This window comes from Bacteroides sp. NSJ-39 (genome assembly GCF_014287315.1).
Classification (GTDB): domain Bacteria; phylum Bacteroidota; class Bacteroidia; order Bacteroidales; family Bacteroidaceae; genus Bacteroides; species Bacteroides finegoldii.
Map to the genome: position 1 here is coordinate 258162 of NZ_JACOOB010000002.1, position 24823 is coordinate 282984.

The following is a 24823-nucleotide window of genomic DNA, read 5'->3' on the forward strand; positions in this document are numbered from 1 at the left end:
ACTTTTTATGTTTTAGAATGTAACTTCAATTCCGATTGTGTAATTGCTGCTCAGCGGATATTTGGCACCTAAATTGTCTCCACCCAATTCCGGGTCCCAGAACTTGATGTTGTCCCACACGGCAATGTTGTTACCTTGCAGGTAGAGCCTGAGATTTTTCAGCCGTAAAGCGCGCAGGGCTTTTTCATTGAACTCATAACCTATCTCGATATTCTTCAGACGGAGGAAACCGGCATCGCGCTGCCACCAAGTGCTAGGCAGGGTGTTGTGGGCAAAATGGCTGTCGTGCAAGCGGGGGTAGAGCACGTTTTGGTTGTAAGGGTCAGAGGCTCTCCAGTGATTGCTTACCTCTTGGCGGACAGAACCGCTGTCCACTCCGTAGGCAAACGGCATGGAGGCCAGCACGCTCATGGAACTGTGTGCGGCACCTTGGAAGAACACGCCTGCAAAGAAGCCTTTCCACTCGGCATTCAGACCGAATCCATACACGATTTCCGGTAGATCGTTGTAGAAGCCGTGCTTGTAAGTTCGGTCGTATCCGTTGATGACACCATCCTCGTTCAGGTCCTTGTACTTGATGTCACCGGGAGCGACCAAGGCTGCGGGAACAGGCATACCCTCTTTTAATCGATAAGTCTGCGCACCGTTGGCAGCCGTAGTGATGTCAAAGTCATCCGGAGTATAGAGCCCGTCGGCTATGTACAGCATGTCGTCTCCTATCGAATTTCCGGTGTAGTTCTGATAGTCGAACCGCTGGGGTTCTTCATCGTACTCTTTAATCTTGTTTTTCGCGTAGGTGATGTTGCCTCGGGCGGAGAGGCTCACCTGCCCAATGCGCTGTTTCAGGACAAGGCTGGCGTCGATACCCCGGTTGTCCACGATACCGAAATTCTGAAAGGGCATATTGCGGAAACCGGTTACTTGAGACACAGTTTTGCGTTGCAGCAGGATGTCGCTTCTCCGGTTGAAGAAGTAGTCGGCACTCAAATCTACTCTGCCGTTGAACAAACCCAAGTCAATACCGATATTCAGTTTCTTCTCGATTTCCCAAGAGAGACCGGGCAGGGCAAAGTTACCTTCCACAACTCCCGTCAAATAGTTGGTGGCATATCCGCCGAGTCCCGGCACCAAACCGAAATTATATCCGTCCACTTTTGTATTGATGCTACCATGATAGGGGAAACGGTTGGACGCTCCAATCTCATCGTTACCGGTAATACCGTAGGAGGCCCTCAGTTTCAATTTGCTGATGTAGTCGCTGATTCCTTCCATAAATCGCTCGTGGCTGACGTACCAGGCCACTCCGACTGCGGGGAAGATGCCCCAACGATTCCCGTCGGAAAAGTTCTCACTTCCGGTCATACCCGCACTGGCTTCAATCATATACCGGTTATCATAGCCGTATGTAGCACGGGCCACCACGCTCTGCTTGCGGTAGGGCAGGAGTTGTAGGTCTTTTCTGTTCTGCCATTGGGTCTCCTTCTGCATGTACAACAGGGTACCGGTCACATTGTGTACCTTGTTGAAGGTCCGATTGTAGTCCAAGGCAGCTTCCAAATAGATTTTCTTGACACCGTTCGTGCCATTGTTCGAAGGGTTGGAGAGCGGAGATTCATCTTTCATCTTTTTCTTCTTAAGCGAGCCGTCTTCGTTGCGTCCCTCAGCATAGAAACTCTCGGGTTTCATGTCTCTCTTCATGGTGGAGTAGAAGTCGGCATCGAAGCTGACCGTACCTCGTACAGAAAGGCCTTTGGTGATGAAGTCGAGCTTTTGTTTCAACGTGACCTTAGTCTGCAGGAAAGCACTCCAAGTCTTCATGTAACCGCTGTGGTTCAACATGTTGTAAGGCTGATAGTCCGTGCCCTTACCATTGTTGTAGTGGTCCGAAGCCGTTCCATCCGAGTAGGACATCGGGATGACGTGCACCGGGAATCCGGCAATTTTGGCGAATATATCGTCCGATGAGAAACCCGGCTGGTTCTTCATCGTGTACTGACCACTCATGTCTATGGAGAGCAGTGTGCTCTTCGACAGATCCATATCGATGTTGGAACGCAGGTTGAAGCGCTGCAAGCCAATGTTGGCATTGTACTTTTCCGTCGAGTTGGATTCGAAGATACCGTCTTCCTTGTAGTAGGAACCGGAAGCGAAATAGCGGACTTTGTCCGAACCTCCTCTGAAGTTGATGGTGTATCGTTGGCTTTGCGTATGCTTTTTCAGCAGGTCGAACCAATCCACTGAGGGGTAGAGGTCGGGGTCTTCTCCATTGCGGTATTTCTCCAACAACTCTGTGGAGTAGTGAGGAATGTAGTTTTCCAGGTCGGGATTACCTTTGGTGTTCCAAACGGCTTCGTTGTACATGGACATGTAATCGTAGGAGTTTAAGGTCTCGGGCATACGGGTCGGGGTCACGATGCTGTATTGCGCGCTGAAGTTCACCTGTGTCTTCTGCACTTTACCGCGTTTGGAGGTAATCAATACAACGCCATTCGCACCTTCAGCACCATAAACGGCCGTGGCTGCGGCATCCTTCAGTACGGTGAAGCTTTCGATTTCATCTACGTCAATGTCGTCCATGCTTCTGGGAATACCGTCCACCAATACTAACGGGTTGACGCCACCGGCATACGAACTTTGTCCTCGGATGAAGAAAGCACTGGCATCGTTGCCCGGCTCGCCGCTTCGCTGTATAGCAATTACACCGGCAATCTGTCCGGCTAAGGTGTTCTTGAGGTTGCGCTGCTTAATAGCCAATTCGGCGGGACCGATGGTGTTGATGGAGGAGACCACGCTCTCCTTTTTCTGCTGACCGTAGCCGATGACCACCACGTCGTCCAGACCAACGGAAGCCTCCATCATGCGGATGTTGATGGTCCGCTCCCCTTTGTAAATCCGTTCCTCGGTAACAAATCCGATATAGCGGTATTCGAGCACATCGCCGTTCTTTACATTCTCCAGGGTGTATTTACCGTCCATGTCGGAAGTGATGCCTTTGTTGCTTCCTTTGACGGTCACTGTCACTCCGATGAGGGGGTCACCGTTTCCATCGGTTAACAGCCCCGATACCCTTTTCTTCTGTTGCGTAGCCTGTGGAACGAAGGATGCTTTCTTTTCTACGATAGTGATGTAGTTTCCCTCTTGTTTGAAGGCATAGTCGTCTCCTAACACCGTTTCCAAGGCCTTCTGGATGTCTGTGGTCTGAATGTTGGCATTGATTCTTTTGGAGGAATCAACCTGGTCGTAACTATAGATGATTCTGACGTTGGCCTGCTTGGCAATTTCTTTAATGACATTCTCTAAGGTTTCGTTTTTGAAGGAGAGATTGATGTTGTAATTGTCTTCAAACCGGGAACTGGTTGGCATAGAGTGAACTATGTGCGGGGCCATGAGGACCAATAGTCCGATAAAAAATGCTTTTTTTATGTTTCTAAATAAATTTCTTAAACATAAATATCTGTCTTCTTTCATACTTTATGTATTAAATTTAAGTAATTGATTATTTACTGAACCATGGGGTATCTGTAATCGGATTCGATTTCTGGTTTTATGGGCTATGATGAGTTCATTTGTCTGGAATGTTTTTAACAACAATATGATTATCTTTTTTCTCTATACATACTTCTTCAGTACTGTTGATGATTTGTATGATTTGGTCTAATGAAGCGTCCCGGCCGATGGTCAGGAAGAATCTCTTCTCTTTCAAGGAAGGTGACTCATAAGTGACATCAAACATATACCAGTGGTTGATTCGGTTGAAGATTTCATCCAACGTGGTATCCTTGAAGATGTATTCATCGTTGACCCATGAGGTGAACAATTCCGTATCTACGGTCTGAACCCGCTTCTCCCGGGTGTTCTTGTTGTAATTGTATTGTTCGTTCGGACGAATCTTTACCGAGTCTCCCTGCTGGTGTATACGGATGGAACCCTCTACAAGGGTGACCTTCAGCATATTTTCGTTGTTGTAGCCGCTCACGTTGAAAGTGGTTCCGAGCACTTGCACGTCTAATTGGTCGGTATGTACGATAAACGGTGCCTTTTCATTGTGGGTCACCTGGAAAAACGCTTCTCCTTTGAGGAAGACTTCACGTCTGTCTGTGTCGAACTCCGACGGGAATGTCAATTCGGACTCTGCATTCAGCATGACGTTTGTTCCGTCCGCGAGTGCCAGCTTGTAGGTTTGTCCCTGAGGCACCAGCAGACGGTTGTCGGCCCTCTTTTTCCCGAAGGAGAAACCCCGTGAAGCGTCCTCTTGATGATAGGAGAGCAATCTGTCTGTGTGGTTGTTCTTTACAATGCCTTTCTGCTCATTCAAGGAGAACGACTCTGCTCCTAACGCGATATATTTTTGATTGTTCTGTAACAGCACCGGTTCGGAAATGTCCATGGGGGACAGATGAGACAGGAAATCGCCCGGCACATTCCTATTATGTAAGGTATAGAACCCCACTCCAAAAGCGATGACGGCGATGGCAGCATATTTGTATAAGGAAAGGAACAGGCGTTTGTGGGTAGCTGTGGCTTTGATGGTTGGATTGACCGAATACATCAGTATGGCATTCCAGATTTTGCGCTCTTTCAGATACTCTTGATAGTTTTCGGGTGAAGACTCGGCCCAATCCATAATCTGTTTCTCTTCTTCGGGAGTAGCTTCTCCTCTAAAATATGTATGTAATAATTCTTTGTCCATTAGAATTGTTTTTTTATCGTTTCTATAGGAATAACACCTCATCTCAAACTTACCCTAAAAAGAAAATGCTTTTTTTACAGATTCCTGTTTCTTTTCAGTGATAGTCGAAAATTTTGCTTTTTGTAGAAGAATTTTTTTGGGGAAGGAAGAAGATGCGCGAAGGGGTGCGGCATGTACAGGCAGGACGGCTGTCCGAGGTGTTGGGATAAGGTGTTATAAGGTTCAATTCGGATTTTATTCATAATATTGTGCACAAAACGTACAAAGACGGGAAATACTTAAACAATGAATCAATGAAATATGATGGAAAACGACAGAATATATAGTTTGTTGCAATCATTGTCGGAAGGTTCTTTTTCTGCATTTGAGGACTTGTATAATTTAACGTGAGTTCGATATAATCCCATTATGATTTACCCCATAGGAATACAGAACTTTGAGAGTCTGATAAATGACGGTTATATGTATGTAGACAAGACAGCGTTAGTCTATCAAATGACTACTACCGGACGTTATTATTTTCTTAGCCGTCCCCGACGTTTTGGGAAGAGCTTGCTTCTTTCTACGCTGGAAGCTTATCTGAGCGGTAAAAAGGAACTTTTCAAGGGACTTGCCATCGAGAAGTTGGAACATAAATGGGAAGAACATCCTATTCTTCATCTTGACTTGAATACTGCCAAATATGATGAGATGGATAGCTTGAATCATGTTCTTGATGACAGTCTCAAAAAATGGGAAGAAATATACGGCACCTTTCCTACAGAGGTGACTTTTGCTTTACGCTTAAAGGGAATCGTAGAACGTGCTTACGAAAAGACTAGTCATCGTGTAGTTATTTTTGTGGATGAATACGATAAGCCTATGCTGCAAGCTATTGGTAACGAGCTGTTACAGACAGAATATCGTAGCACGCTGAAAGCTTTCTACTCTGTACTCAAAACACAAGACCGCTATATCAAACTTGCTTTCTTGACAGGTGTGACGAAATTCGGCAAGGTGAGTGTGTTCAGTGATTTGAATAACTTGAATGATATCTCTATGGACGACCGCTACATCAATATTTGCGGTATCACAGATAGAGAACTTCACGAATACTTTGATAATGATGTGGCACTGTTAGGTGAAAGAAATGGGTTGACAAAGGAGGAATGTTACACCAAACTGAAGGAACAGTACGATGGTTATCATTTTGACTGCAAAACCGAAGGACTTTATAATCCTTTCAGCATCCTCAATACTTTAGCTAAAATGAAGTTTGCCAATTATTGGTTTGAAATAGGCACACCTTCATTCCTTGTTTATCTGATGAAGAATTCGAATTACCAGTTGGACAAGTTAACCGAAGAGCAAGTTTCCGGTGACTTTTTGAATAGCATTGATTCCATGTCACGTAATCCTATTCCTGTCATTTATCAGAGCGGATATCTCACGATAAAGGGGTATAATGAAGAATTTGATATCTACCGGTTGGGCTTTCCCAACAAAGAGGTGGAAAGTGGTTTCATTAAATATCTGATACCTTTTTACACACCGGAAGAAGAAAAGACGGGATTTTTCATCACTAACTTTATCATGGATATACGTCGTGGTGCTCCTGAAAGCTTTATGCAGCGAATGTAATCCATGTTTGCCGATACTGACTACAAGATAACGGGGAAGATGGAACTTTATTTTCAAAATGCGATGTATCTGGTGTTTAAAATGTTAGGCTTTTATACCGACGTAAAACGTACCACTAGTAATGGACGTATAGATATTGTGTTGAAAACCAAGGACTATATTTACGTGATGGAACTTAAACTTGATGGTAGTGCCGACGACGCTTTACGTCAGATAGAGGAGAAGGGTTATGCTTTGCCTTTTGCAAAAGATCCCCGCAAATTATATAAGATAGGTGCTGACTTCTCTTCCGAGACACGTGGCATTAAGGAGTGGAAAATAATCCCTGATGCTGATGCATAGCGCATTATGAAAAGTATAGTTGGTCATTGAAATATGCAATAATGGATAGGTGGAAAGTGGAGTAATGTCGTATTATTATATAGTGGCAATGAGATTCATTTGCGAAAAGATAGCCTTATAAAAGCTTTTCATACGAATAATGGTCTTTTTGTATCCCTTTTTGACGTAAAATTGAACTCTATTTATCTAAGTATGGAGTACCTTTGTAGACGAAAAACCTAAAATAATATCATGAATTTGAATAGACATTACTTACTACCGTTGCTGATAGCAATGTTGTTGATCCCTGCACAGGATCTATCTGCGAAAAAGAAAAAACAAGTAAAAGAACCGACCGACCGCGAACTGTGGGCGGGAGTATTATATCGAATGGCTGAACCCGTGCTTAGTAATATGAGTGAGGGCAAGTTGCAACAGAACATGCTGGTAGAGTTAAGCCCGACATGGGATGGACGGAATAAGAAAGTCACTTATATGGAGTGCTTCGGGCGTTTAATGGCAGGATTGGCACCTTGGATTTCATTACCGGATGATGATACAGTGGAGGGAGCTCAGCGTAAACAGTTGCGCGAATGGGCGTTAAAGAGTTATGCGCAGGCTGTAAGTCCGGAAAGTCCCGATTATCTGTTGTGGAGAAAAGAGGGGCAGACGTTGGTGGATGCAGCCTATATTGCAGAAAGTTTCATAAGAGGATATGATGCCTTGTGGGTTCCGCTGGACAGTGTGACAAAACAACGTTATATTACCGAATTTACACAACTTCGCCGAGTAGACCCTCCTTACACTAACTGGTTGTTATTCTCTGCCACAGTGGAATCTTTCCTGTGTAAGGCTGGTGCACCGAGTGATACTTATCGCATTGCTTCGGCTCTACGTAAAGTGGAAGAATGGTATGTGGGAGATGGCTGGTATTCGGACGGTCCGGATTTTGCTTTTGACTATTATAATAGTTTCGTTTTGCACCCTATGTATATAGAACCGTTGGAAATCATGACAAATGCCGGTAAGAACAAAGTCTGGAATATGCCGGATTGCGATTATAATCGTGCAGTCAAACGGATGCAACGCTTTGGAATAATTCTGGAACGGTTTATTTCTCCGGAAGGTACGCTCCCAGTATTCGGGCGTTCTATCACGTACCGTACAGGAACTTTACAACCTTTAGCATTACTGGCATGGAGAGGGTGGCTCCCTAAAGAATTACCAAATGGACAAGTACGTGCAGCTATGACGGCAGTTATCAAACGAATGTTCAGTGATAATCATAATTTCAATGAAAAAGGATTCCTGACTTTAGGATTCAATGGTAAGCAGCCGAATATATCAGATTGGTACACGAATAATGGCAGCTTATATATGGCTTCACTCGCATTCCTCCCATTGGGACTTCCGGCAGAACATCCATTTTGGACTTCACCTGCCGAGGATTGGACAAGTAAGAAAGCCTGGGAGGGGAAAGATTTCCCGAAAGATCATGCTGTTCATTAAGATGGACTAACTAATAAAGATTTATATATGACTAGACTATTATTATTTATTGTAGTTTGTCTTGGCTTGCTGCTGGTGCCGGTACAAGCTCAGAAAAACGCTGCATTTATCCCTGGAGAAGTTTGGAAAGATACGGACGGGAATCCGATCAATGCTCATGGTGGTGGACTTCTATATCATAACGGCACTTACTATTGGTATGGCGAATACAAGAAAGGGAAGACCATTTTGCCTGACTGGGCTACGTGGGAGTGTTATCGTACGGATGTGACCGGAGTAGGTTGTTACTCTTCTAAAGACTTGCTGAATTGGAAATTTGAGGGTATTGTACTTCCGGCAGTTAAAGACGATCCGAATCATGACCTGCATCCCTCCAAAGTATTGGAACGTCCGAAAGTGGTTTATAATAAGAAAACGGGCAAATTTGTAATGTGGGCCCATGTGGAAAGTGCTGATTACAGTAAGGCTTGTGCCGGAGTGGCAGTTTCCGATTCTCCTGTCGGTCCGTTCGTTTATCAGGGAAGTTTTCGTCCGAACAATGCGATGAGCCGCGATCAGACTGTTTTTGTGGATGATGATGGACGTGCTTATCAGTTTTATTCTTCAGAAAATAATGAAACGATGTATATCAGCCTTCTGACTGATGATTATCTGAAACCGAGCGGACGTTTTACACGCAATTTCGTAAAAGAATCGAGAGAGGCTCCGGCAGTATTTAAATATAATGGTAAATATTATATGTTAAGTTCCGGTTGTACTGGCTGGGATCCTAATATAGCCGAGATCGCAGTAGCCGATTCTATTATGGGAACATGGAAGACAATCGGAAATCCTTGTACGGGACCGGATGCAGATAAAACGTTTTATGCCCAGAGCACTTATGTCCAGCCTGTTGTCGGAAAGAAGGATGCATATATTGCCATGTTCGACCGTTGGAAGAAGAAGGATTTGGAAGATTCCCGTTATGTATGGCTGCCTGTGTTGGTAAAAGATGGGAAAATAACTATCCCTTGGCATGAAAAATGGAACCTTTCTATCTTTGACAAATAAAAAATAAATATGAAACGGATACTGCTACTACTTTGCGGAATAATGCTCGTTCCCGTTATTGCCTGTTCCCAGCGTTTGGTTGAAGTGGGAAAGGGGTATAGCTGTACTTCGGTCAATACGACGGTCTTTCGGAATAACTCGCTGGTTACACTCGGTGATGAACAATATATCAGTTATTACGATAACGATGGCTATCTGGTACTTGGAAAGCGGAAACTGGATTCGGAACAATGGACATTACATCGCACCCAATATCAGGGAAATGTGAAGGATGCTCATAATATAATTAGTATGATGATAGATGGAGAAGGATACATACACGTATCTTTTGACCATCACGGACATCCATTGAATTACTGCCGGAGCATTGCTCCCGGTTCTTTGGAACTGGGGGATAAAATGCCCATGACCGGAGTTGACGAAGGAAATGTCACCTATCCGGAGTTCTATCCTTTATCCGGAGGAGATTTATTGTTTGTTTACCGCTCCGGTTCTTCGGGTCGTGGAAATCTGGTAATGAACCGTTATTCGCTGAAAGAACACAAATGGACTCGTGTGCAGGATATACTGATCGACGGAGAAAATAAACGGAATGCTTATTGGCAGTTATATGTTGATGAGAAAGGGACGATTCATCTTTCATGGGTATGGCGCGAGACCTGGCATGTGGAAACAAACCATGATATTTGTTATGCCCGTTCTTTTGATAATGGGGTAACTTGGTATAAGACGAGTGGAGAACGATATGAACTCCCGATCAAATTGTCCAATGCGGAGTATGCCTGTCGTTTACCTCAAAACTGTGAGTTGATTAATCAAACGAGTATGAGTGCCGATGCGGGAGGAAATCCGTATATAGCTACTTATTGGCGGGAACCCGATAGTGATGTTCCTCAATACCGCATCGTCTGGAATGACGGGAAGATGTGGCATCAACGGCAGATAACCGATCGCCAGACACCTTTTACCTTGAAGGGTGGAGGTACGAAAATGATCCCTATTGCCCGTCCGCGTATTGTGGTAGAAGATGGAGAAGTCTTTTATATTTTCCGTGACGAAGAACGGGGAAGCCGTGTGTCGATGGCACATGCGACTGATGTGGGTACCAATAAGTGGACGATAACGGATCTGACGGATTTTTCGGTGGATGCCTGGGAGCCCTCTCATGATACGGAACTTTGGAAAAAGCAGCGGAAACTGCATCTCTTTGTACAGCGAACCCGTCAGGGAGACGGTGAACGCACAGCGGAAATTGAGCCTCAAATGGTATATGTATTGGAAACGAATATGGATACAAATAAATAAAGATATGAAGAAACTATATGCAACTCTTTTTTCTGCACTCTTTCTAGGCGGTGCAATCTGTGCAAGTTGTACGGATAAGAAAGATGCTTCTGCTGAAGAAGTGATAAACACCATTCATAAAGTGAATAATTATTGGCAGACGAATCATCCGGAACACGGACGTTCTTTTTGGGATAATGCCGCCTATCACACCGGAAATATGGAAGCTTATTTTCTGACTAAGCAGCCGGAATATCAGGAATACTCGAAAGCCTGGGCGGAACATAATGAATGGAAAGGGGCAAAATCAGATCATAAGGAAAACTGGAAGTACAGTTACGGTGAAAGTGATGATTATGTGCTTTTCGGTGACTATCAGATTTGTTTCCAGACGTATGCCGATCTCTATAATCTGGAACCGGATACACAGAAAATAGCCCGTGCCCGCGAAGTGATGGAATATCAGATGAGTACCCCCAATCATGATTATTGGTGGTGGGCAGATGGCTTATATATGGTCATGCCGGTCATGACAAAGATGTATAACATTACTAAGAATCCGCTCTATTTGGAGAAACTGCATGAATACCTCGCCTATGCTGATAGTATTATGTATGATGAAGAGGCCGGACTTTATTACCGGGATGGAAAATACGTGTATCCTAAACACAAAAGTGTGAACGGCAAAAAGGATTTCTGGGCACGTGGAGACGGCTGGGTATTGGCCGGATTGGCAAAAGTCCTGAAAGAACTTCCTGAAACAGATAAGTATCGTCCGGAATATATAGATCGTTTCCGTACCCTGGCTAAGTCGGTTGCTGCTTGTCAACAGCCGGAAGGTTACTGGACACGCAGTATGCTCGATCCATTGCATGCACCGGGACCGGAAACCAGTGGAACGGCTTTCTTTACCTATGGTTTACAATGGGGAATCAATAACGGTTTTCTGGATGCTGCAGAATATCAGCCGGTGGTTGAAAAAGCATGGAAATATCTCTCAACAGTTGCTTTGCAGCCTGATGGCAAGATTGGTTATGTGCAACCGATTGGTGAGAAAGCGATACCCGGTCAGGTGGTAGACGCAAACTCAACTTCGAATTTTGGAGTAGGTGCGTTTCTATTGGCAGCCTGTGAACGGGTTCGTTATTTGAATAAATAATTTAATTCAGCATCAAGCTCATATATGGCTTTAACGGCTGAAGTATTCTATTGGTTAATTCACTAATATTCATTTGTATATGTGCACCGGGCAGTCGCTCGGTGCTATACATACACTTTCCTTTGCGTAAGTAATAATAGCCGTTATTTACAGGCAATTGTTTGTCCGATAATTCCAGTTGCATTTCATCTTCAGGAAAAGCTGCGGCATAGATTTGCAGCACTTCTTTGGCATTGATGATACGTACCATGCCTAGCGGATGTTGAGGCTGTTTATCTTCAGGAGGCAGTAGTTGAACCATACGCTTGCATCCTGTATGTTGCTTGATAGCGTGCAGTAGACTATACTCTACATCTTTGTTCTCAGCCAAAAGTTCATTAATAATGATGCTCTCCTCTCTTTTATAGATAAAGGCTATCCCTTTTATTTCATATTCTTGTCTGGCTAGAAAGAGCATTCCGTTGCTGACGGAGAGGTCTTTCATGATAACTTGAAAGTCCTCCGAAGTGTGTTGGATGCAACAAGAGCGTTCGGACAACTTCTTGTTAAGATAGGAATATACCTCATCTTGATATTCTACGATGATTTCAATGTTGATATCTTTAGAAGGAGAAGGAATAATCTCAGGTAAGGCTATTGTTTTCGTAGAGTATTTGAATACTGAAGCATATCCCATGTGGGCATAATAGTCGAACAACCAAGGCTCTGCCGGTATCAATGTGCTGAAGTGTACCTCATTGCGTAACATTCGGACGAAAGACTGGGATAAAAGCTCGCGCATGACTCCTTTGCTTCGGAAATCGGGATGGGTACAAGCACCTGAAATATAAGAAGTTTGTACGGTCTTTCCACAGAAAGTCATCGGATAAGGAAGCATCTGAAGTGCCGAAACTACCTTGTCGCCATTTTGGATAACAGCATTAACCTCGTTCTTATAGCGGAGTCGGAAATACAGATCAATAAATTCTTCGCTATCTTGAAAGCAGATTCTCCATAAAGCTTTTACTTGTTCTTTAACTGTCATGTTCGCCGAATATTACCATTTAACCATATCCATCGGATGACTCTTAAGACAAGCCATATACTTCTCCAAGATGGTGACCGGCTGATAAGATAATTTGGCTTTGCGTAAACCTTCGATTCCTAAATCCTCTTCCCGGTTGATATAAATATACTGTTCGGGGATTCGATTGGCAAATTCATAATTGATCATGGCGTATGCGCCATCAATGGTAGTGTCTGCTTTTTCCACGTGCACTCCGAAGGTTTCATGATTGATAGGCATACCGAAAGTAAATGCCACGATCTTGCCGTTCACGCGCAGGATACCTCCTGTCAAACCGAGCACTTCGAAGTTGTGAAGAGCATAAACCAATGCGCGGCGTTCATTGCCTGTCCCTTCCTGCTGGTCACAATTATTCACTTTACACCATTCGGCCTCCAAGTCCAAGCATTCCCGGATGCGGTCCGGAGTGATCGGAGCATATTCATAATCCGGATACGTGTTACGAAACCGGTTGATATGATTTCTCTTTGCCTGAAATTTCTTGCCTTTTAATGTAGACAGGTCACTCCGCAGATAAATATAATCCGCATAATCGCGGTCTTCCGTAAATGTGAATTGTTCCGGGAGGATAGTCTCAAGCTCTGCACGCATATTGGCGCATACTCCTAGCATACAGAAGGACTGGTTCTCCTTACCTGCATCCTCGATCAATTCTTTTAGAGCTGCTTTCAGGTCTCCTGTTCCTACCGGCATCATATACGCCAATTGTTCTCCGGCCCAGAATTTGAAAACTAAAAAGTTGTCGACTACTGCGAATTGAGTATTATATAAGAATCTCCAACTGCAGAGATTAGAAAATGACAGGTCGCAGTTACGTCGATTACTTTTCATTGTGAATGAGGTAATCGTGTCTTTATCTGCTAATGTGATATCTTGAAATGGAATCATAAAGTTGCATTTTGCGTTTAACTCTTTATATAACGGATAATCAGGATATTTTGTTTTTATAAAATACCTAATAATCGAAGGATGGTAGGTGTTAATAATGCTGTGAATATACCATTCAGCGTCAGTCCCAGGCTGGCGTATGCTCCATATTTGCTGCTGATATCCATTGCAGTGGAGGTTCCGACAGCATGGGCCGCTGTTCCCATGGAGAGACCTTGTGCAATAGGGCTGCCTACGTGCATGATTTTCATGGTCTTAAAGCCACAGATAGCTCCCAATAGACCTACTGCCACTACAACTGCCGCCGTCAGTGACGGAATACCACCGATGGCTTTGGTTACTTCCATCGCAATCGGAGTAGTAACCGATTTCGGAGCCAGTGACAGGATTACCTCTTGTGAGGCTCCCATAAATTTCGCAATCAGTACAACTGAAATAACTCCGACGATGCAGCCTGCCAGTTGAGACAGTAGAATAGGCAACAACTGTTTTTTTATCATTTCCAGTTGGAGATATAAAGGTACGCCTAAAGCCACAACGGCCGGGCGTAGCCAGAATTCGATCAGATGTCCTCCTTTATTGTATGTCTCATAAGAGATATTGGTCATTTTAAGGAAGATGATTAATAGTGCGATGGTCAGTAATATAGGATTTAATAATACCAGTCCTGTTTTCTTCTGAAGCAGTTTGGCAAAGAAGAAAATCCCGAAGGTAATGGCCAGCAGGAAGAAATTATTTTCTAAGAAGCTCATTTGGTCTTATGTGTTAAGTTGATTTTACGGACGATCTGATGTACCCATCCCGTTACGACAAGTACAAGTGCGGTACTGACGATGGTAGCTATCACAATCGGCCAGAATTCGGCCGCGATTACATCGAAGTACAACATGAGCGCCACACCGGGCGGAACGAAAAAGAATCCTAAGTTAGCAACCAGAAAGTCGGACAATCCCTGTACCCAGTGCAGTTTAATCCAACCTAATTTCAAAAAGAGGGTGAGTAGCAGCATTCCGATAATGCTGGAAGGAAGTTTGATTCCTGTAAAGTAAACGATTAGCTCACCCAAAGCCAAACAGCCAAATAAGATGGCACACTGACGTATCATATACTAATAACCTATTGATTTTGTTTGAAAACGCTGCAAAGGTATGAAAAATAGGAGTACAGTGTTAAATATTATAATATTTTAGATGTGGAGGAGAAAAATGGACTAAATTGTAATGTGGATATTACAAAATTGACTACTTTTGCACCGCAAATAACAAATTGTAAGCAGGTTTTATAATAATATTCAATATATCTATGCTCAATTTAATCAACCAAATCGTTGCGCGTGCAAAAGCAGACCGCCAACGTATTGTTCTTCCTGAAGGAACTGAAGAACGCACATTGAAAGCTGCCAATCAGATTTTGACAGACGAAGTTGCTGACCTTATTTTGCTGGGTAAACCAGCTGAAATCAATGAGCTTGCTGCAAAATGGGGCTTGGGAAATATCAGCAAGGCTACTATTATCGATCCTGAAACTTCTGCGAAACATGAAGAGTATGCACAGTTGCTGTGTGAGTTGCGCAAGAAGAAAGGGATGACTATCGAAGAGGCTCGTAATTTGACAAACGATCCTTTGTTCTATGGTTGTTTAATGATTAAGAGCGGTGATGCTGACGGTCAGCTGGCAGGTGCCCGCAACACTACCGGTAATGTATTGCGTCCTGCTTTGCAGATTATCAAGACTGCTCCGGGAATCACTTGTGTATCAGGTGCAATGTTGTTGCTGACACATGCTCCGGAATGCGGAAAGAACGGTATTTTGGTAATGGGTGACGTAGCGGTAACTCCGGTTCCGGATGCTAACCAATTGGCTCAGATTGCTATTTGTACAGCACAGACTGCTAAGGCTGTTGCTGGTATCGAAACTCCGAGAGTTGCTATGTTGAGCTTCTCTACCAAAGGATCTGCTAAACATGAGGTGGTGGACAAAGTGGTAGAGGCTACAAAGATTGCCAAAGAAATGGCTCCGACTCTTGACTTGGACGGAGAAATGCAAGCTGATGCAGCTCTTGTTCCTGAAGTAGGTGCAAGCAAAGCTCCAGGTTCACAAGTTGCCGGACAAGCAAATGTATTGGTTGTGCCGAGTCTGGAAGTTGGTAATATCTCCTACAAATTAGTTCAACGTCTGGGACACGCTGACGCAATCGGCCCGATCCTTCAAGGTATCGCCCGTCCGGTGAATGACTTGTCTCGCGGTTGTTCTATCGAAGATGTATATCGTATGATTGCTATTACAGCTAATCAGGCTATCGCAGCAAAAGCTAACCATTAATCACTAACCCGTCAAACACTGAATACATGAAGATTCTGGTATTGAACTGCGGAAGTTCATCTATTAAATATAAATTGTTCGACATGACCACTAAAGAGGTGATTGCTCAAGGTGGTATCGAGAAAATCGGTCTGAAAGGATCATTCCTTAAACTGACTCTGCCGAATGGAGAAAAGAAAATCCTAGAAAAGGATATTCCGGAACATACAGTAGGAGTAGAGTTTATTTTGAATACATTGATTAATCCTGAATATGGGGCAATCAAATCTTTGGAAGAAATCAATGCGGTAGGTCATCGTATGGTGCACGGAGGCGAACGTTTCAGTGAGTCTGTATTGCTGAACAAAGAAGTATTGGAAGCTTTTACCGCTTGCAATGACTTGGCTCCGCTTCACAATCCTGCCAACTTGAAAGGTGTGAATGCTGTTTCCGCTATTCTTCCTGATATTCCTCAGGTAGGTGTATTTGATACAGCGTTCCATCAGACTATGCCTGACTATGCATATATGTATGCTATTCCTTATGAATTGTATGAAAAGTATGCAGTACGCCGTTATGGTTTCCACGGAACTTCCCACCGTTATGTTTCAAAGCGTGTATGTGAGTACTTGGGCATAACTCCGGAAGGAAAGAAGATCATTACTTGTCATATTGGTAATGGTGGTTCTATCGCTGCTATCAAGGATGGCAAGTGTATGGATACTACGATGGGTTTAACCCCGTTGGAAGGCTTGATGATGGGTACTCGTAGCGGTGATATAGATGCCGGTGCAGTAACTTTTATCATGGAAAAAGAAGGCTTGAATACAACCGGTGTTTCCAATTTGCTGAACAAAAAGAGCGGTGTACTGGGAGTTTCAGGTGTGTCAAGCGATATGCGTGAATTGGATGCGGCTTGTAAAGCCGGCAATCCGAAAGCAATTCTTGCTGAAAAAATGTACTACTATCGTATTAAGAAATACATCGGTGCTTACGCTGCTGCATTGGGTGGTGTGGATATCGTATTGTTTACAGGTGGTGTCGGTGAGAACCAGTCACTGTGTCGTGAGGAAGTATGTAAGGGATTGGAATTTATGGGTATCGAGATCGATAAGTCTGTCAATGATAAGATTCATGGTGACGAAGCTGTAATCTCAACTCCTGCTTCTAAAGTGAAAGTTGTAGTAATTCCGACAGATGAAGAGTTATTGATCGCTTCTGATACAATGGATATCCTGAAGAAATAAGTTCATAAACTCCGGATATAGAAAAAGGCGGCTCGGTGACGAAGCTGCCTTTTTTATTAGCTATTTTTCATGGTTCTCGTTTTTTTTACCTTACTTTGTATCTTGAAATAGAGCCATAACCGATTAATATGCGTTACTCCGTTATAATTCCCGTTTATAATCGTCCTGACGAGGTGGACGAACTGTTGAAGAGTCTGACTACCCAGCATTTCACAGATTTTGAAGTGATTGTGGTAGAAGACGGTTCATCTGTTTCCTGTAAAGAAATAGTAGACCGATATACGGATAAGTTGGATATAAAATATTTTTTTAAATCTAACTCCGGACCGGGACAGAGCCGTAATTACGGGGCAGAACGTAGCGAAGGAGAATACCTTATTATATTGGACTCTGATGTCATCCTTCCCGAAGGCTATTTCGATGCGGTAGAGAAGGAGCTTGCCGCTTCTCCTGCCGATGCATTTGGCGGCCCCGACCGTGCACACGATTCTTTCACTGATATTCAGAAGGCAATCAACTATTCCATGACTTCTTTCTTCACGACCGGAGGCATTCGTGGCGGAAAAAAGAAGATGGACAAATTCTATCCCCGTAGTTTTAATATGGGAGTTCGCCGGGCAGTGTACGAGGCTTTGGGAGGATTTTCTAAAATGCGTTTCGGTGAGGATATTGATTTCAGTATCCGTATATTCAAAGGTGGTTACATCTGCCGTCTTTTTCCTGATGCCTGGGTATATCATAAACGTCGGACTGATTTGAAGAAATTCTTCAAGCAGGTGCATAACTCTGGCATTGCCCGTATTAATCTTTATAAGAAATATCCGGATTCTCTGAAACTGGTACATTTGCTTCCGGCGGCATTCACATTGGGAGTAGCACTTCTATTATTAGGAACCCCCTTCTGCCTCTTCAGTTTCATGCCGGTCATTCTCTATGCATTGCTCGTATGCATTGATTCTACTATTCAGAATAAAAGTCTGTCTATTGGCGTTTATTCCATTGCCGCTGCATTTATACAGCTTATAGGCTATGGTACAGGCTTTTGGCGCGCATGGTGGCAACGTTGTATCAGAGGGAAGGATGAGTTTGAGGCTTTCCAAAAGAATTTTTATAAGTAACCTACTTTTAATTTGTTTACTACCATTCCTATTTTTACTTAAAAGGAATGTTGCATGACACCCGGGTCTCAATACGTCTGACACCCGGGTCTCATGCTACTCAACACCCGGGTGTCAGGTATGCTGAGACCCGGGTGTCGTACAACTTGTCTCTGCATAGAAAAAAGAAGAAGCCTGCAACCAATTTTTTTTTCCATTGCCTCTATCATTAAATTAAATAAGCCTACCTTTACACCTTCAAAACATAGCAAATGGAAAGTAAACACAAACTATCCATCAACCAATGGGCACTGGAGGACCGCCCACGGGAGAAAATGATGGAAAAGGGAGCAGCAGCATTGAGTGATGCCGAACTACTCGCTATATTAATCGGCTCCGGAAATACGGAAGAGAGTGCTGTTGAACTGATGCGACGCTTGCTTCTGTCTTGTGATAATAACCTTAATTCCTTGGCAAAATGGGAAGTCTGCGACTATTCCCGTTTTAAAGGTATAGGACCGGTGAAGAGCATTACGGTGATGGCTGCATTGGAACTTGGAAAACGAAGGAAGCTGCAGAGTATAAAAGAAAGGCCTCAAATCACCTGTTCAAAAGATATCTATGATATTTTTCAACCTCTGATGTGCGATTTGGAACAAGAAGAATTTTGGGCTCTTTTGTTGAATCAGGCAACGAAACTGATTGATAAAGTGCGCATCAGTACTGGTGGAATAGATGGAACTTACACTGACGTACGTATGATCTTGCGGGAGGCATTGTTACAAAGGGCCACGCAAATAGCTGTTGTGCATAATCATCCATCAGGAAACATTCATCCGAGTCAACCGGATAAAATTTTGACAGAACATATTCGTAAAGCAGCTGATACAATGAACATTCGTTTGATAGACCACGTTATCGTTTGTGAGAGTCAATTCTATAGTTTTGCAGATGAAGGACTGCTCTAAATGAATTTATTCTTATATTTGCATTATTATTAACGGAAAGAACCTATGGAAAAGATTGAAATAGAAGAAAAGATTGTAGCTATGCTAAAAACGGTGTACGACCCGGAAATCCCGGTAAACGTATACGATCTTGGACTGATTTATAAGATAGATGTCTCCGATAATGGAGAAGTAGTACTTGATATGACACTGACCGCCCCTAATTGTCCGGCTGCTGATTTTATCATGGAAGATATTCGTCAGAAAGTAGAATCGGTGGAGGGAGTGACTTCGGCTATCATTAATCTGGTGTTTGAACCGGAGTGGGATAAAGATATGATGAGTGAGGAAGCGAAACTCGAACTAGGCTTTCTCTAGTGATGAGTGACAAGCTGACTATAAGTAACAACTCAAAGCCTATGAAGAACGTTTATTTCCTTTCCGATGCGCATTTGGGGTCCCGCGCCATTGAACATGGTCGCACACAAGAGAGACGCCTGGTGAACTTTCTCGACAGTATAAAACATAAGGCTTCTGCCGTTTATTTGCTGGGAGATATGTTCGATTTCTGGTATGAATTCCGTTTGGTAGTTCCTAAGGGATATACTCGTTTTCTAGGAAAGATCTCCGAACTTACGGACATGGGTGTGGAAGTTCACTACTTTATTGGCAATCATGACATTTGGTGTGGAGATTATCTCACAAAAGAGTGTGGTGTCATTATGCACCGTGAACCGTTGACTACCGAAATCTATGGGAAAGAATTCTATCTGGCTCATGGTGACGGATTGGGTGATCCGGATAAGAAGTTCAAATTACTTCGCCGAATGTTTCATAGTACGACTTTGCAAAGAATGTTTTCTGCTATTCATCCTCGTTGGAGTGTGGATCTGGGTTTGACATGGGCCAAGCATAGCCGACTGAAACGAATTGACGGAAAGGAACCGGATTATATGGGAGAGAATCAGGAACATCTGGTTTTGTATACCAAAGAATATCTGAAGAGCCACCCGAATATCAACTTCTTTATATATGGGCATCGTCATATTGAATTGGATCTCATGTTGAGTGCAACTTCCCGTGTGCTGATTCTCGGGGATTGGATTAATTTCTTCTCGTATGCGGTATTCGATGGAGAGAATCTCTTTCTGGAGGAATACATCGAAGGAGAGACACAGGTGTAATTGATCTTGTTTTGTTTAGACGCAGATTAACGCAAATTATCGCAGATTATTAAGATTATTCCTTCGGGAAATTATTCTTATTTATCTGCGATAATTTGCGTTAATTCTATGTTTAATCTATTCTACTTAAGCTGTTTATTCAGGTCTGAAGCTTGTTCCTAAGAAGAAATTGTGTGGTTCGACAGTTATATTACCTGATACTTCATCACCGGTCATGTAATTGTACTTGATGTTAGAATCTAGAGAATAGTTGGTGGTATCATCTCCAAAATTTCCTACGACTACGAGTTCCTTATCATTGTATTTCAAACTGATGGTGCGGGGTGTGTTCCCTGTCCAATCAGCAGTTTCTACTTTCCATGAGAATGTTGCATTTTGCCCGAACAAATTCGCGTGCGTTTTGCGTAAATCTAGTAGTTTAGCATATACATCATACAAACTTTTGCGTGCAGGTTCATCATAATATTCCCAATGTAACGGCTTCTTTGCTGTTTTTTCATCTTCTTCACCAAGTGTTTCGTCATAACCTAATTCACCGAATTGCCAAATCATTTTAGGACCCGGAACTGTGAAACAGAAGGCAGCGTTGGCGGCAAGCTGGTTCATGCGGGTAGTAAGATCCGTTTTTATTTTCTCGTTTCCATACACTTGGGCTTTATAGGCTACGCGTTCTTCATCATGACTTTCCATGAAACCTACCCATCCGCCAAAATGGATACTGTTTCCGCCACTTTGTATCAAATTGCTAAAGGAACTGCGCTCTGAATACCCCATCCCTGATTGATAGTAGCCTTCATCATGTGTGTTACTTCCTTTACGCCAACACTGTATGCCTGCCAAAGCTAATACGTTTTCTTCTGCCCAATCAGTCCAGTGCTCGCAAATCATTACTGCTTCTGGAGATACGGATTGGATAGCGTTGTAATAATCCCGTAGAATGCTGATACGTGACTCATCGTAACCTGAAACGTCCGTATCTTTATTTCCGTTTTGTGTGAACCCTTTAGTCAAGTCGAAACGGAAACCATCGATATGATATTCGTTAATCAGATATTTTAGATTACGTTTTACAAAGTCTCGTACCAATGGACTTTCGTGGTTGAAGTCGTGGAATACATTGAAAGCATGACGGGCTTCAACATTGAACCATGGGTTATTCTCAGCAGTTCGGTTATTTTTCGAATCCCAATACAGACGGGCAAAAGTGTTGCTACCTGTAGCATGGTTGTAAACAACATCAAAAAGTACTGCGATACCTCTTTTGTGGCATTCGTCAATAAATCTCTTGTACATCTCAGAAGTACCGTAGGCTTTATCAAGTGCAAAATAGAAGGTCGGATTGTACCCCCAACTGTCATTGCCTTCAAACTCCTGTACGGGCATTAGTTCGATGGCGGTAATACCTAACCTTTCCAAATAATCGAGTTTCTGTATCGCTCCCTGTAGATCTCCGGTTTCGGTGAAGTCACGCAAGAGTAACTCATAAATCATCAGATTGTTCTTATCTGCTATTTTGAAATTGTCGTGTGCCCATGAATAGGAATCTTTCTGTATCTTGAATGTTGAAACAACTCCGGCCCCTTTCGTTGGATAGATACGTTGGGACGAAGGATAAGTGGATTCCGGAATATAGGAATCGCTGCTTGCATCGAGAATCTTCTCCGTGTATGGATCGGCTATACGTAGTTCTGTATCTTTTTCTCCTTCTACAGAACTCTTCTTTCCCAGATAATATTGGAATGCGTATTCTTTGGTTGGCTCAAGACCGCTTAAAGTAATCCACCAACATCCCGCTGATTCGTCATAATACATTTGAGAGTTTTCATCATTGCTGCGTTTCCAATTATTGAAGTCTCCCATGACATAAGCATAATCGTAATAACGGTTACCGTCTTTGTCTTTCTCATACAGTACCAAAGCTACTGTATGATTGTCGATAATATTGATACCATGTTGCAGTCCGGAAGGCATTGACTCCAGCTTTATCTCACCCGGAGTAAAGCTGTTGTACTTATCATCCTCAATATCGACAAAGGTATCTTCTTCTATTCCTTTTTTGCCATCAGTAGTACGGATAATCAGTCCTAACTGTTCAATTGGAGTTGAACCGCTTCCGAACCAATCGCGTATAGTAGGTGAGAGGGTGATTTTCCATACATTCTCCTTTACACGAACCATTTTACATTTTTCGGTATCTTCTGTCCAGGCAGCCGGTACATACATCCAAGTACCTTCCGAATATACACCGGCATGGAGATAGCACGCTTCTTGATAACCTAATAACGGGCATTCTTTTTCTCCTTCTGCCAACTCTTTACCTTCTGCATAAAAATAGATATCCAAAGCTTCGTCCGCATTGGGTAACTCGTTTGTTTCGGCTTTGGGATTCAGGTTGAAACCGAATTTCAGCAGGCTTATGTCAATGTCATCCTCTACAATAGGTTCTTCCTCTTCTGCTTTTGTCAGGAGGCTCAGTTTGTCGGAGTCTGTCCACTCGTCACTGCATGAGCTTATATAGGGCGCAGTGAATAGCAGTAATAATATATATATCAAATATTTCTTCATAAAGCTTTTCTTTTTTGATGGATGGGTTATTCTTTAATGACTATTACGTAAGGAGTCGGTTCGTTGAAATACCAACGTATCTCGTAATTGCCGGTTTGGCTTACGGTAAATAGGCTTTCGTCGGTAACATCCGTTTCGAAATGTCCTTCGGCATTTTGTGGAGTCACTTCCATGTTCAATATCTGTGAACGTATTTGCCACGTATTTCCGGCTTGTATCTTTACTCCTTTCTTTTGTAAATACCACTTTTTATTACTTTCATCATAAATGATTTCCATTTTGGATGCATCACTGAAAGAATAATTGTTATGTTCACCTAATAACATCCATGACTTTTCTTCATTGCTCATGGTGAGGCGACCGTTGTTTGGATTAAATTCTACGGTGTAGTTGGTATTGTTGTTACCGCCGTAAGAAGTGATATTTTTGCTGTCGTTACCTAGAGTCAAGATTCCACTATTGATTGGAGCTCCCCAATTTCTACCATTCCAATTGGGTTGGTCTGTGATTTTCCACCCTTCATAAAGATTTTTTGCAATAATGTGTCCTTTGTACGAACCACTTTCTGTTTTATATAGCTTTTGAGTTTGATCGTGTTTCCAAGCACAGTATTCTCCTACTAGATAGAATACTTCCGGTGTATTCTCGCTATTATCATAAGTCACCGCTACAGTTTTTGCTTCTGATAATACTCCTGTCTCAGTATTACCGAAATAAGCTCTTACCCGAAACTCTACCTCCTGTTCTGCACTAAGCGTTACTGCATTATGTGCTATTTTCAGGTATTTGATGGCCTTGCTTAGGACTGCATTGTTTATATCTAGGTTTGTACTGGTCAAACCGCTTTCCAATATTGCTCTTTGTGAGAATTCTGAGTCTTTTATATCCATTTCCACTTGGTATTTAGCTCCTTCTACAGCTTCCCATGCTAGAGAATAAGAAGTGCCGGAAGTTAAATCCATATTTTCCGGAACAGTAGTGAATGTCGGAGTTGCTACATACGGAGTGATGCTGATAGTCAGAGGTTCGGAAGCCAGCGCTTTGATATATCCGCTCTTAGTAGCTGAAACAGAGAGGTTGATTTCAGTTTTTCCTACTTCCTTACTATATTTTGCCAATAGACTGACAAGTGCATCATTCAGATCTTGGTGAGTCAGATTGTATGAGGTTTCTTGAGTAGTCTTGACAGTCACTTTCTTGCTCCAATTATATTCCGTGTTTGTTTTGGGCAGATTTATTTCTATTGCATAGCTGATACTTGCATTATCACCCAAATAAGCCTGTTGCCACGTTAAGGGTAATGCCGTTTCTTCTTTCTGACCGGCCGCTAAAACTAGTTCGCTAATGTCTGTTGATGTGATGACCGCTGCTTTGTAGCCTGTATTTTCATTGTCGTATGGAGTGACAGTGGAAGAAACGATATTTGAAACAAGAGGAGTTTTCGCCTCTGAAATGACAGAGGTTACACGAAATTCCAGATGAACGGTTTCTATGGTGTATATTCCTGCTTCATCAGCATAATTCTTGAACAGAGACAGTACATAGTCATTCAACTCTTTATTCGTAAATGAAACAGTCGAGTTATTCCCTACCAACGAAGATAAGATTACTTTTTTATCTCCGAAGTTGTTTTCGCCTTTTATATCCATCTCCAGATTGTTCGTGATCGATGCATTATATCCCATTTGGGGTGCACTCCACTTGAACGTCAGTGCAACTTCATTTTGTTGTAGCGGGTTGATGGTATACGTTTCCGGTAAAGCCTCCAATACAGCAGGCTGAGCCTGTCCGTCGCTATAATAGGCTTTGTCTAAGTCACTTTCACAGGCTTGTAATAAACAAACTGCGATCAGTATACCTATATATCCGTATATTGTTTTCATGTACATTCTGAT

The 24823-nt window shown here is 42.9% G+C and carries 18 protein-coding genes and 1 pseudogene; 11 read left to right on the plus strand and 8 right to left on the minus strand.

All coding sequences use genetic code 11. The features are described 5' to 3' along the window. Positions 1–12: 12 nt before the first annotated feature. A complete protein-coding gene (locus tag H8S63_RS03885) occupies positions 13–3363 on the minus strand; it encodes a SusC/RagA family TonB-linked outer membrane protein (protein WP_229101815.1) in 3351 nt (1116 codons plus the stop codon). Positions 3364–3562: 199 nt separating this feature from the next. Then, positions 3563–4690: a FecR family protein gene (locus H8S63_RS03890; protein WP_186925781.1), complete on the minus strand. Its 1128-nt coding sequence runs from the start codon at positions 4688–4690 to the stop codon at positions 3563–3565. Positions 4691–5098: 408 nt separating this feature from the next. On the opposite strand from H8S63_RS03890, the pseudogene H8S63_RS03895 reads away from it, so the two are divergent. From H8S63_RS03895 to H8S63_RS03915, 5 genes and pseudogenes are all read left to right on the plus strand, one after another. Next, positions 5099–6652 (plus strand): annotated as a pseudogene (locus H8S63_RS03895) (AAA family ATPase). A 231-nt stretch (positions 6653–6883) separates the two neighbouring features. Next, positions 6884–8140 carry a DUF2264 domain-containing protein gene (locus tag H8S63_RS03900; protein WP_186925782.1) on the plus strand — a complete coding sequence of 419 codons (1257 nt, stop codon included), beginning with the start codon at positions 6884–6886 and terminating at the stop codon, positions 8138–8140. Between the two features lie 27 nt (positions 8141–8167). Then, positions 8168–9190, plus strand: a complete 1023-nt coding sequence (locus H8S63_RS03905; RefSeq protein ID WP_186925783.1) for a glycoside hydrolase family 43 protein — start codon at positions 8168–8170, stop codon at positions 9188–9190. Between the two features lie 9 nt (positions 9191–9199). Further along, the gene (locus tag H8S63_RS03910) at positions 9200–10495 is read left to right on the plus strand and encodes a BNR repeat-containing protein (protein ID WP_186925784.1); all 1296 of its coding nucleotides are present in this window, start codon (positions 9200–9202) and stop codon (positions 10493–10495) included. Positions 10496–10499: 4 nt separating this feature from the next. Then, complete coding sequence (locus H8S63_RS03915) at positions 10500–11633, plus strand: glycoside hydrolase family 88 protein (RefSeq protein WP_186925785.1); 1134 nt, start codon at positions 10500–10502, stop codon at positions 11631–11633. 1 nt (position 11634) lies between these two features. On the opposite strand, the gene H8S63_RS03920 is transcribed toward H8S63_RS03915, so the two are convergent. From H8S63_RS03920 to H8S63_RS03935, 4 genes are read right to left on the minus strand one after another with little or no spacing between them, the layout of a single operon-like run. Beyond that, positions 11635–12657, minus strand: coding sequence for a GNAT family N-acetyltransferase (locus tag H8S63_RS03920; protein ID WP_186925786.1), 1023 nt, complete (start codon positions 12655–12657; stop codon positions 11635–11637). 12 nt (positions 12658–12669) lie between these two features. Further along, positions 12670–13587 (minus strand): DUF2156 domain-containing protein, encoded by a 918-nt coding sequence (locus H8S63_RS03925; RefSeq protein WP_186925787.1) that lies wholly within the window; start codon positions 13585–13587, stop codon positions 12670–12672. 56 nt (positions 13588–13643) lie between these two features. Continuing rightward, complete coding sequence (locus H8S63_RS03930) at positions 13644–14339, minus strand: LrgB family protein (RefSeq protein WP_007763832.1); 696 nt, start codon at positions 14337–14339, stop codon at positions 13644–13646. Further along, complete coding sequence (locus H8S63_RS03935) at positions 14336–14692, minus strand: CidA/LrgA family protein (protein ID WP_007763834.1); 357 nt, start codon at positions 14690–14692, stop codon at positions 14336–14338. Before H8S63_RS03935 ends, H8S63_RS03930 begins: the two co-directional genes overlap by 4 nt. Before the next feature lie 197 nt (positions 14693–14889). Between H8S63_RS03935 and pta the strand changes: the two genes are divergently transcribed. From pta to H8S63_RS03965, 6 genes are all read left to right on the plus strand, one after another. Beyond that, a complete protein-coding gene (pta, locus tag H8S63_RS03940; RefSeq protein WP_186925788.1) occupies positions 14890–15909 on the plus strand; it encodes a phosphate acetyltransferase in 1020 nt (339 codons plus the stop codon). A 26-nt stretch (positions 15910–15935) separates the two neighbouring features. Next, positions 15936–17135 carry an acetate kinase gene (locus tag H8S63_RS03945; protein WP_007755020.1) on the plus strand — a complete coding sequence of 400 codons (1200 nt, stop codon included), beginning with the start codon at positions 15936–15938 and terminating at the stop codon, positions 17133–17135. Positions 17136–17263: 128 nt separating this feature from the next. Then, positions 17264–18253 (plus strand): glycosyltransferase family 2 protein, encoded by a 990-nt coding sequence (locus tag H8S63_RS03950; protein WP_186925789.1) that lies wholly within the window; start codon positions 17264–17266, stop codon positions 18251–18253. Positions 18254–18504: 251 nt separating this feature from the next. After that, positions 18505–19200, plus strand: coding sequence for a DNA repair protein RadC (radC, locus tag H8S63_RS03955; RefSeq protein ID WP_186925790.1), 696 nt, complete (start codon positions 18505–18507; stop codon positions 19198–19200). A gap of 45 nt (positions 19201–19245) precedes the next feature. After that, the gene (locus H8S63_RS03960) at positions 19246–19557 is read left to right on the plus strand and encodes a metal-sulfur cluster assembly factor (RefSeq protein WP_007755015.1); all 312 of its coding nucleotides are present in this window, start codon (positions 19246–19248) and stop codon (positions 19555–19557) included. Between the two features lie 41 nt (positions 19558–19598). Next, complete coding sequence (locus H8S63_RS03965; RefSeq protein WP_022276521.1) at positions 19599–20363, plus strand: UDP-2,3-diacylglucosamine diphosphatase; 765 nt, start codon at positions 19599–19601, stop codon at positions 20361–20363. Positions 20364–20498: 135 nt separating this feature from the next. Here the strand turns inward: H8S63_RS03965 and H8S63_RS03970 are convergent, their stop codons facing one another. Both H8S63_RS03970 and H8S63_RS03975 read right to left on the minus strand, forming a co-directional pair. After that, positions 20499–22928 carry an alpha-amylase family glycosyl hydrolase gene (locus H8S63_RS03970; RefSeq protein WP_186925791.1) on the minus strand — a complete coding sequence of 810 codons (2430 nt, stop codon included), beginning with the start codon at positions 22926–22928 and terminating at the stop codon, positions 20499–20501. A 26-nt stretch (positions 22929–22954) separates the two neighbouring features. Further along, positions 22955–24811 carry a SusE domain-containing protein gene (locus tag H8S63_RS03975; RefSeq protein ID WP_255467625.1) on the minus strand — a complete coding sequence of 619 codons (1857 nt, stop codon included), beginning with the start codon at positions 24809–24811 and terminating at the stop codon, positions 22955–22957. Positions 24812–24823 lie beyond the last annotated feature (12 nt).